The organism is Micromonospora sp. NPDC049580 (assembly GCF_040675595.1).
Classification (GTDB): Bacteria; Actinomycetota; Actinomycetes; order Mycobacteriales; family Micromonosporaceae; genus Micromonospora.
In genome coordinates, this window is record NZ_JBFAPG010000277.1 from 1 (window position 1) to 8,512 (window position 8,512).

The 8,512-nt window shown below is 68.2% G+C and carries 7 protein-coding genes and 2 pseudogenes; 3 read left to right on the forward strand and 6 right to left on the reverse strand.

Annotation, left to right across the window (positions count from 1 at the left end; all coding sequences use genetic code 11):
• Positions 1-249: 249 nt before the first annotated feature.
• From AB0J68_RS20880 to AB0J68_RS20890, 3 genes are read right to left on the reverse strand one after another with little or no spacing between them, the layout of a single operon-like run.
• Positions 250-1,314 carry a hypothetical protein gene (locus AB0J68_RS20880; protein ID WP_354855719.1) on the reverse strand — a complete coding sequence of 355 codons (1,065 nt, stop codon included), beginning with the start codon at positions 1,312-1,314 and terminating at the stop codon, positions 250-252.
• The gene (locus AB0J68_RS20885; RefSeq protein WP_354855720.1) at positions 1,311-3,071 is read right to left on the reverse strand and encodes a phosphoribosyltransferase; all 1,761 of its coding nucleotides are present in this window, start codon (positions 3,069-3,071) and stop codon (positions 1,311-1,313) included. Before AB0J68_RS20885 ends, AB0J68_RS20880 begins: the two co-directional genes overlap by 4 nt.
• 16 nt (positions 3,072-3,087) lie before the next feature.
• Positions 3,088-4,218 carry a hypothetical protein gene (locus AB0J68_RS20890; protein ID WP_363940032.1) on the reverse strand — a complete coding sequence of 377 codons (1,131 nt, stop codon included), beginning with the start codon at positions 4,216-4,218 and terminating at the stop codon, positions 3,088-3,090.
• Positions 4,219-4,623: 405 nt separating this feature from the next.
• On the opposite strand from AB0J68_RS20890, the gene AB0J68_RS20895 reads away from it, so the two are divergent.
• A complete protein-coding gene (locus AB0J68_RS20895; protein ID WP_354855722.1) occupies positions 4,624-5,160 on the forward strand; it encodes a hypothetical protein in 537 nt (178 codons plus the stop codon).
• Positions 5,161-5,285: 125 nt separating this feature from the next.
• Here the strand turns inward: AB0J68_RS20895 and AB0J68_RS20900 are convergent, their stop codons facing one another.
• Complete coding sequence (locus AB0J68_RS20900) at positions 5,286-6,203, reverse strand: low temperature requirement protein A (RefSeq protein ID WP_354855723.1); 918 nt, start codon at positions 6,201-6,203, stop codon at positions 5,286-5,288.
• A gap of 255 nt (positions 6,204-6,458) precedes the next feature.
• Here AB0J68_RS20900 and AB0J68_RS20905 point away from each other — a divergent pair, with 255 nt between their 5' ends.
• A complete protein-coding gene (locus AB0J68_RS20905) occupies positions 6,459-7,067 on the forward strand; it encodes a class I SAM-dependent methyltransferase (RefSeq protein ID WP_354855724.1) in 609 nt (202 codons plus the stop codon).
• A 37-nt stretch (positions 7,068-7,104) separates the two neighbouring features.
• On the opposite strand, the gene AB0J68_RS20910 is transcribed toward AB0J68_RS20905, so the two are convergent.
• Positions 7,105-7,299, reverse strand: coding sequence for a hypothetical protein (locus AB0J68_RS20910; RefSeq protein ID WP_354855725.1), 195 nt, complete (start codon positions 7,297-7,299; stop codon positions 7,105-7,107).
• 548 nt (positions 7,300-7,847) lie between these two features.
• Between AB0J68_RS20910 and AB0J68_RS20915 the strand changes: the two are divergent.
• Positions 7,848-8,399, forward strand: a pseudogene (locus tag AB0J68_RS20915) (alpha/beta fold hydrolase); the annotation flags it as partial.
• Between the two features lie 15 nt (positions 8,400-8,414).
• On the opposite strand, the pseudogene AB0J68_RS20920 reads toward AB0J68_RS20915, so the two are convergent.
• Positions 8,415-8,512: pseudogene (locus tag AB0J68_RS20920) on the reverse strand (adenylosuccinate synthetase); the annotation flags it as partial.

Below are 8,512 nucleotides of genomic sequence, written 5' to 3' on the forward strand. Positions count from 1 at the left end.
ACGACGCCGCCCAGGACGAGGATCGCGCTCAGCGCAGCGCCGAACCACGCTCTCAGGGATCTGCGCACGGGTAGGTCCTTTCGCGGGTGCGGGACGACGTGCGCCGATCACGCCGGGTGGTGGTGTGCATGCATCGTTGCCGCTCGATACCCGGTCCGTCAAGGGTTCTCGCACCATCCGTGAGAGCGTTATCTCCGCAGCTCAAGGCGACTCTCGGGGGCAAGATCAGATTACGGTTTCCCCGCCGTACTAGGCCCGGTCCTGCATGAACCGGCAGGACTTCAACCAGAGCCGCACCGCGGTGGCCGCCGCGACGGTGCTGACGAACTGCCAATCCTTCACGCGATCGGGCTCACCCAGGTCGGCGATCCCGCGCATCACCATCCAGGGCACACCTTCCTCGACGCAGGCCACCGCGAATCCGGCGCCCTCCATCTCCAAGGCGCCGGTGCGGCGCTCCGGGCCGAACCGCCGTGCCCGCCGCCCTACCTTCCCGTCCTCTATCAACTCGTCCTTCGCGAGGATCGTCTTCGGAATGAGCCGTGGACGGTAGGTCGCCGGGTCGAAGAGTTCGGGGACCTGCAGATCGTCCAGGTCGGCGGTCGCGGCGGCGATCTGCTTGGCAATCAGTTCGTGCCAATCCAGCCGCTCCGGCCGAAACGAGGTCATCTCCCGCGCGATCCGGAGATCCGGATTCAGTGGGGTCGGGTCGGGCACGTAGCCACGGGCCGTCGAGATCCCACCACCGGTATCGATCACCTTGTCACCGAACACGACGTCGCCCACCTGGACCTGCTTCTTGTGACCGGCCGCCATGCCGACCAGGCAGCACAGCCGGACGTCGTACGCGGAGAACACGGTGTGCAGGAAGGCCGCCATCCGACTGTTGCCGGCGGTCCCGCACTTGGTGATGATCCCCTTCAACGGCGGCTGGCCGTCGCGCGCCACTTCGACGTCGAAGAAGTATGCGCCGCGGACCGAGTAGTCGGGCTCACGTCGAAGGTCGACGCCCAGCGCGGCCTTCGCGGCGTCGAACTCGCGCTCCTTCACCGTCACGAGCGCAAAATCGACGCTGCGCGCAACCTGCCACCTGTCAAGCTGTTCGTAAATGTCCCGCACGCGGTCCGCCTCGAGCCAGCGGGAGCCCATGATTGCCGCGGCGTGGACGAGAACTTTCGACCGGAACCTCTCGTCGAGGCGACTGACAGACCAGACAAGGTCGTCGAACATGATCGACGCAACGTCGTCCGAGGTTTCCGCCCGTAGCAGGGCGAGCAGGGTGAGGACATCGTTCTCGGTCGGCTGTCGGGTCATGGCCGGCGCACCGCTGCCCCGTCCGCATCCGGGCGCTGCGCGGGGAGGTCCGTCTGGGAGGCGGGTGGCTTCCAGCCGTAGAGCGAGTGCCGTTGCCCGGCCGCGTCGGGCGAGAAGTCGAGCAGTGTGCAAACGGCCTTCACGTTCAGGCCCTTCGCCCGGGCGATGCGCTCCATCGCTCTGATCGTGTCGCCGCTACCGACGAACTCGTCGATGAGGACCACCTCCTTCGTCGCGACGGAATCCAGTTCCTGGCACCAAGGGGCCCTGGCATCGAAGACCTGTTCCGGTGCGGTGCCCTTGACCACCCTTTCGATATCCTCGCGCGGGATTCGTACCACCTGAGCGCCGGAACGCAGGGACAGGCTGTTGGACAATTTTCGGGAACCCTGTTCGCGTTCGGGGCAGACCAACAGGATGTCCTGTCCCACGGTGCTGGTTGACCGACGCACGAACATCCACAGCTTGTCGGCCAGCCAGTTTCCGTACTGCTCGAGGATCTGTGGGACGTCAGGGACCACGGCGTAGCCGCGACGGCGGGGAGCCGGGACGTCATCTTCAGGCTTGACGCCGCATGTTCGTACCAGATCCCAGAACTCGGCGGTGGTCAGCGTGTTGGTCCGCTCCTCGTACCGCCTGGTCTCTCCCACCACAGCCAGGCGGCACTCGGCTTCCGACTCGGTGCGCTGTTCAACCGACAGGAAGTATGCAACCTCGTGCTCCGTGCCGTCATTTCCCTCGATCCGGCGGCGACCGAACCGTGGCTGTGGGCCTCCGACGCAGAGGACGGACAGGACCCGCAGTCGTTCGGGACGCAACCGGGCATGGAGGGTGGTGACCCGCTCGGTCAGCGAGACGCCGGTGTTGACGACGGGCACGACCAGCAGCACCGACCGGGGTTGAGGGCCCTCCGTCGGCGTCGTGTCCATCGCTTCGGAGAAGGATCGGATCGGCAGCGAGCCGGCGGAGATGCAGGAACCCTTCAGGGGATTGGCGAGCCAGTCCGAGACGGACTCGTGGTAGACGATCAGGTCCGGGCGGTCCGCGCCGATCGCCTCGTCCAGCAGGTGGCCGAGTTCGTCCTGTGCCCGGCTGGCGTCGAAGTAGTGGCGTAGCACCTTCCGCTCGCCCTGCCGGCCGTGCGGACGAAACCAGCCGAGCCGGGTGATGAGTTTGCGTTCGAACAGGTCGATCGACGCGGTCTGTAGACGGGCCAGGGCACTGCGGTAGTCGTCCTCGTCGGTGCCCGGCCAGGAGGCGGTGCCACCGTCGGAGAGAAGGTGAATCTGACCAGAGGCCAGGCGCGCGTCCAGTTGTTCACGGAGCCTGATGTCCTCTGCCTGCTCGGTCGGGAGCAGGATGACCAGGGTGCGGGCGGCCCATTGCTCGCTGCCGCAGGCGGCGCTGACCGCCGAGGCGAGATGCAGCAGAGCCTCCGGGCGGAGGAACAGCTCGGTGTTGACCGTTCGGGTGCTTACCGAAAGGTCGAGAATCCCGATATCCGCCCGGTCAGGAAGCTCCATCAACGCCCGGTAGAGCGGCTCGTAGATGGACTCGGTTTCGACGAGCGCCGTCGCCGTGTCGATGGTGTGAAAGGCGGCGGCGGATCCTACGTAGCGCATCGTGTGGCCGGCGACGATCCGGGCCACGTAGGCGTAGAAGGCTCGCTGCTGCTCGTTCGGTTCCTCGCCCGGACCCAGCCCGAAGCGAACGAGGTCGAACGTGGTCGGTGGTGTCTGTTGTTCACGTTCCAGCATCGGGCCAGACGCCGAACTAGTCGCTGAGCGGAAGGGTCACGACTACGAGGTCGCCACGCACTGTCCCACCGTGCGACTGATCGCAGGTGATCGTCGGTGGCAGAGCTGAGACGTCGCTGCCGTCACTGCTGTCGCGGGCCACGGCGAGGTGCACGTCGGCACCGTAGGCGTCGAGCTGGCCGCCGAAAATGTCGATCACCGCGCTGGCGAGCACGGTGGGATTGTTCGGCGGCTGCCAGGCGTCTCGGAGCGCGGTGGACGTGGGCGCCGCAGTGGCGAGCGTTTCCTGCGCCTCCTCGAAGACCAGGTCAAGCAGATCGGCCGTTGCCACCTGGGTCGATCGATCGTCGGCGCCGTCCCACCAGAAGGCGATCTGCAGGTGGGCGCGACCGGTACGTCGCATCCCGTAGTGCGCGGCGACAACCGCGGTCCGCTTCTCGTGGCCGATCGACGCGCGGATCAGGGTCTCCAGGATGACCCTGCGGGCCACCTGCGCGCCATGGCCGTCCAGATCCCGATCGAGCGCCGCGACCACATGCTTCGACAGCCAGTCCGCCGCGTACCGCACTGCCGGTGCGTGCCGAGTGCTCGACCCGAGTGGCAGGACCTTGAAGGGAAAGATGTTGAAGGGCAGGGTCGGGCGTCTGGCCGCCGTCCGGCGGTGAGGATAGGAGTCGACCCGGGTCAATCGGTACACGCTCTGCGTGGTCAGCAATTGAGGCAGCGGAGTCTCGGTGGCGACGGTCATCGCCTCCAGGAAGTTGATTTCCCGGAGGAAATTGATCATCTCTGGCTGCTCGGGAAGTCGGACTCTGGTAACCAGCCCGAGGCGGTGCCGCTCGACCATTTTCGAGATGAGAAAGGCAGGACCTGCCACATCGGAGAATGCGCAGTTGGTGAGGTCGAGGCAGGCTCTCTGCTCACTCGGCCAGCCGGTGGCGACCTCGCCCCACCGGTGCCACAGGCGGTCGATCGTGGCGTCACCCGGGACGGAGACCCGGTAGCCGTCTTCGGCGGCCGACCTCTTCGCCGCCAACCAGCGATCAAGTCCATCCTGGACAGTGCGGCTCAGCGGGTTGGTCGCCAAACCCACGACCAGCTTGGACACGTGCAACGCCAGGTGCTCGTTCCACGTCGGCTGGTACACCGTCGCCGATATCGACGCCTGTCGACCAGTCATCGATGCCCCGAGTCATGTTGCGGACGGTGTGAGGCACAGCCGCCCTTGTCCGATTGGGTGTAACCCCCGGCTCCCCCACACGCGCCGGGGGCGGATCCTGGGCAAACCTAGCAGCGCCAACACGGCCTGTGAAGATGCGAAAGTGCCGTCCATCGGTGTCGAAACCCGACAATGGACAGACGACTGACGGGAAGACCTACGCTCGGCCAAGGAGCACGACCGACAGGGCGACAACAATGCCGGGTAATCGCTGGATACCTGCTCGTCTGCGCCGCCCGACGGGCCAAGGTTGTCGACTTATTCACCGATCGCCCGTCCTTGGTGGCCTCGGGCATCATGGGGCGCATCACCTGTCGATCCGGGAGGACGTGCATGGTCGGCGAGATCACTACCGGCGGTTTGCTGCTCACCGAGTATGAGCAGCTGAAACAGGAGCAGCGCACCCGGATCGGGTTCCGCGACAATCTGATCTATGCCACCCTCGGCTCGATGGCGGCGGTTGTCGCGGCCGCTCTCTCCGTGAAGGGCCACGCCAACCTGTTGCTCCTGCTGCCCGTGGCAAGCGTCGTTCTCGGATGGACTTATTTGATCAACGACGAAAAGATTTCCGCGATCGGTCGCTACGTCCGCACCGACCTTAGCCCCCGCCTGGTCGCGCTGACCGCTGGAGGTGAGGCCGCCTTCGGCTGGGAGACGGCTCACCGCTCGGACGCCCGCCGCGTCTCCAGGAAGTATCTGCAACTCGCCGTCGACCTTGGCACCTTCGTCGTCCCGCCGCTCGCCGCTCTGATCGTCTTCTGGGCGAACGGGCCCCTGAGCGTCGCCTTCGTCGCCGTATCTGTCATTGAGGTCGCCGCCACGGCCGTGCTCGCCTGGCAGATCGCGGTCTATGCCGACCTGACCCGCTGATGGCCGACGTCGACGGCCGGCAGGACGATGCCGACGAGCAGCACGGCGACGCTCCACCACGGCAGCCGCCGGGGGTGAGGCCCCGGTCTCCCCTCAGGTCTTTTACCGAGCGACCCTGATTCCCGTCACGCGGGTGAGGGCAGATCATCGGCATCTTTCAGGTGGCTGACCAGCGTGTCGGCCCCGCCGACGAGGACGAGCACCACGGCGGCCATGACCAGGACCGCCAGGCCCGGCAGCAGGGCGCCGACCGGGACTGCCGCGGCCAGCACCAGCGCCCCGGCCAGCCGGTGGACGGGGCGCCGCCTGAAGACCTCGTACTCCGCCCAGGCCTGCGCGAGGAGGAACAGCGCCGGACCACCGAGCATGATGACCGCCGGCGGCAACGCGCCCTCGTCGGCGGGGTGGGCGATGACCAGCTCGAATCCGACTGCGGTGATCAGCACGCTGGCCACCGTCACCAGGTGGATGTAGGTCGCCCTCTCACCGAGTCGCGCCGGGGACCGGGAGTCACGGATCGCCGTGGGAAGCAGGTGTCCGGCACGGTGGAAGTAGATCCGCCAGAACAGCACGGTGACGGCGAACGCGATGACGAAGGCGGCGACCGCCGCGGGGGTCAACGGGTCCGCGCTGGAGGCCAGGCCGATCACCAGGATCGCCTCGCCGAGTGCGATCAGGAACACCTGCTGGTAGCGCTCCACCAGGTGGACCCCGTTGATCACCCACTGGTTCACCCGGGAGGCGCCGAGCCGGGGTATCGGCCAGCCGGTGGCGAACCCCACGTACTCGATGGCCAGGGCGCCGGCCCAGACCGCGGGCCGGGCGTGCTCGCTCACGGCGGCGCCGACGAGCCAGGGCACTGCGGCGACGGCCGTCCAGATCGTGATGCGGGTGGTCACCAACCGTCGTGGTTGGCGGCGCAACGCCAGGGTGAGCGCGAGCGGCCGGCCGAGCTGGATGGTGACGTAGGTGCCCGCGAACACCACGGCTCGGCCGCCGAACACGTGGGGCATCCCGATGGCCAGCACCAGCGCGCCGAACATGAGCCACGATGACCAGCGCCTGGACGAACGGCAGCGCCGGATCGTAGAGGCTGGTGACCCAGGCCGCCAACATCCAGATCAACCAGAGCAGCAGGAAGAAGAACAGCGCCTCGGCGGCGCCCGCCACCGGATCCCGCAGCAGCCGTCCCGTCCACGCGTGCGACATCCCGGACACACCCCCGGGCATTAACGATCTTTTGGACAGGGGGTTGCGTGCGGTGGGCCGACCCGTTCCGGCGCTCCTATAGTCGGGCGGTGGGCACGGAACAGGTACGGCAGGCGTACGCCGCAGTCGCGGATCTCTACATCGAACTGTTCGGCACGCGTGAGCAGGTGGACCCCGACGACCTCGCCCTCATCGGCCGGCACCTGGGGGGCCGACCCGGTCCGGTGCTCGACCTGGGCTGCGGCCCGGGTCACCTCACCGACCACCTTCGTTCGCTGGGCGTCGACGCCACGGGCGTGGACGTGGTGCCCGAGTTCATCGCCCACGCGCGGGCGACTCATCCCGGCGGCAGCTACCGCCTCGGGTCGCTGGACGACCTCGACGTCGCCGACCACTCGGTCGCCGGCATCCTGGCCTGGTACTCGCTGATCCACCTGCCGCCGCAGCGCCTCGACGGCGTGCTCACCACGTTCCGGCGTGCCCTGGCCCCGTCCGGGAGGTTGGTGCTGGGCCTCTTCGCGGGCGACGAGGTGGACGCCTTCGACCACAAGGTCATGACCGCCTACCGGTGGCCCGTCGACGAGATCTCCGAGCGACTGGCGCGCGCCGGCTTCACCGAGGTCGAGCGCCTGGAGCGGCCCGACGGTGGCGTCCATCGGCCGCACTATGCCATCGCGGCGGTCGCCACCGAGCAGTAGGGCGACGAGCCACCGCGACAGCCACTGCCGGGCGGCTTCATCGTCCGACCGGCCGCTCGGCGCAGGGGGTGAAGCGGCTCGACCATCCCTCGTCCGGCATCCCATCGAGGGCCAACAGCTCGAACCCCTTGCCGTCATGGCTGACCAGCAGCCCGTCGCCGAATGTGTAGCGCTCCGGGGATTGCTGGTCACGCGTGGGCGCGGCCTTGCGTTCCCCGAGGTCAAGTCGCACCCACTGGTCGCCGTCGTCGTGGTCCTCGTCGTATTCGTCCTCGTATTCGCTGAAGGTCCACGTGCCCTGAGCCGAAGCAGGCCGGCGGCCGTCGAAGTAGGTGCGCCAGATGTACTCGTCGCTTTACGTGACCCGGAGATCCCTGACGACGTGAAAGAGGTAGGCGTCCGAGATTGCGTCCAGCCGCGCCGACCCGTCCTCGCGCAGATCAATCCGGTTTGCCCGAGGAGCCGCACCACATTCCCGTCAGATCAGCGCTCGTGGGCTGCGGCGAAGGGGCCGAGGGCGCACAGGCGACCGCAGCGACGAAGAGAAACGTCAGCGTCGTCGTCAGGGCAGCGGTTTTCATCGGCACGCCGGCCACTCTAGGATCCCCACCGCTCGTCGCCTCGGCGGGCTCGAGCTGGATGAGGCCGTCCTCGCCGAGAGCGCGGACCGCTCGCTCGGGCCGCGCGCAGCGGACACCGCGACGAACCCTCAGCCGACGCTAAGACCGCTGTCACGGCCCGTTCCTAGCGTGTGCGGGCATGGCGACACCACCCGTATCCATGCCGACGACCGCCACCCGAGCGGCCGGCGCCGCAGCCTGGTTGAGCTGCGTCGCGCCGCGCCCGGCCGCCCGGCTGCGGCTGGTGTGCCTGCCGTACGCCGGTGCCGGAGCTGCCGCGTACCGGCCATGGACCACCCTGCTCGGCGACGACGTGGAGGTGTGGACCGCGCAGCTGCCCGGCCGTGAGCGCCGGCTGGCCGACCCGCCACTGAGCACGATGGACGAACTGGTGCCCTCGCTGGTCGAGGCGATCGTCGAGCGGGTGCCGGCGCCGTTCGCGATCTTCGGCCACAGCATGGGCGGCCTGATCGGGTACGAGGTGGCCGCCCGCCTGGTCGCGCGAGACCACGTACCGCAGCGTCTGGTGGTCTCGGCGGCCCGTCCGCCGCGCAACGCGGCACCGCTGGGCGCGGCGCACCGCCTCGACGACGCGGCGCTGACCCGGTGGCTGCACGACCTGGGCGGGATCCCGGACGAGGTGCTCGACGACCCCGGCCTGCTGGAGCTGATCCTGCCCACCGTGCGGGCCGACCTGACAGTCGTCGCGTCGTACCGGCCGGCGACCGTTGAACCACCCGCACCGGCGCTCCCGGCCGGTGGTGGTGCCGTACTCCGCGCCGATCTTGCGCAGGTGCGCGCCGTTGGCGTCGAACAACTCGGTCG